The 1547-nt window shown below is 54.6% G+C and carries 1 protein-coding gene; it reads right to left on the reverse strand.

The genetic code is table 11. From position 1 onward, the window contains the following. Positions 1 to 106: 106 nt before the first annotated feature. Positions 107 to 1069: an IS110 family transposase gene (locus ACFC2L_RS20190; protein ID WP_076965387.1), complete on the reverse strand. Its 963-nt coding sequence runs from the start codon at positions 1067 to 1069 to the stop codon at positions 107 to 109. Positions 1070 to 1547: the final 478 nt, after the last annotated feature.

The raw sequence follows: 1547 nt of genomic DNA on the forward strand, positions 1-1547 counted from the left end.
CTGATGATGCTGACCTTCGGCGACTTCCTGCCGGCGCTGGTGGAAGCATTGGGTGGTGAAGAGACCCCGCAAGGCATCTAAACGCGCACGCTCAATGTAGGAGATTCTATGGTTTTGGGGAAGCCCCCAAAACCGCTTTTGACTGGTATTCGCTCAGGTTTTTCATGAGCGAAAAGGCGATGCGCGCCAGCTTGCGGCCAATGATGACCAGGGCTTGAGTCGTTTTCAGGCCCCTGGCCAGATAACCCTCGTATAAAGGTTTCCAGGCTTCTGACCTGATACCTGCTGACGCCGCGTTATGCAGCAATCTGCGTATCTCTGAATCTCCCTTCTTGCTCAATGAGCGGCGTCCGCTCATTTGCCCTGAATCGGACACTCTCAAGTCCATTCCCAAGAACGCGATGTAAGCGTCAGCACTTTCAAATTCTCCTCGCTGAAACGCCATTACCAGGGCAACCGCTGTCAGAAAACCAATGCCCTCGACGGCTTGGCAGCGCTTGACCTGATGCAAAAGCCCCGCCTCAGTAACAGCATCTAATATCCTTTTCTCAATGAGCCCCTCATGCCTATCAAGACACGCTGAAATGCTCTTGGACGAGGCCTTGAGTGATGGCTCGCCCGCCCAGCTCTGATTCAGTGCAACACGCATTTTCACCAGCGCTGCGCGTCGACGCAGCAAGCTTTGAAGCTTGGTATAAATCTTCGGCGGCGGATTCCAGGCGCGTAAATCAGCCTGTTCATTCTTCAAGTAGCGAGCCAGCAACTGCGCATCACTGAAGTCTGTTTTAGCGCGACCACCTGTGCCTTTGCGGTAATGGCTAAGGCGATATCCATCAATCACGTAAACGATATGGCCCATCGAATGAGCCAAGTTGACGGTATCCACGTGATAGATATTGGTGGCTTCAATTGCGATGGCGCTGCCCGCAGGCAAAGACTTCAGCCATGCCTTCAGCTCGCTTTTCTTGTTCGATACGATCTTTGTTTCAGCAGTTTCACTTTGATAAACAACTACTTCGGCTTTAGCGACATCCACTCCAATGATTGATTGCGAGACAGTCATTGCCATGAGAAAAGCTCCGGGTTAGGGTTTACGGGCTTGTCGGGGCTTCACCGTTGCGCTGGCTTGCTTCTATCGTCGGTCATGGCCGATGCATTCCTTATCGGCGCTTTGGTGAAGGGGTGGGGCGAAGTCTCCCACGGTCTGTACTGGCTAGAGTCAGATGCTGGCTTTTAGTCCCACCACCCCTACAAGTCTAACCATACAAGCTGGCTTGCCTGCGATGGCGGTGGGTCAGTTGCCAGAAGTAGTGACTGGGCTGCCGCTATCGCGGGCAAGCCCGCTCCCACAGGGGGGCTGCGCGGGGCAGAGAGTTTTGGTACCGCCACAAATCAAATGTGGGAGCTGGCTTGCCTGCGATGGCGGTGGGTCAGTTGCCAGAAACAGTGACTGAACTGCCGCTATCGCGGGCAAGCCCGCTCCCACAATGGGATTTGTGTCAGCCGCAGTTACGCCCATTCAGCGCGCACTTGCCGGGCCGCTGTAA

Source organism: Cellulosimicrobium sp. NPDC055967 (assembly GCF_042269845.1).
GTDB lineage: Bacteria > Actinomycetota > Actinomycetes > Actinomycetales > Cellulomonadaceae > Cellulosimicrobium.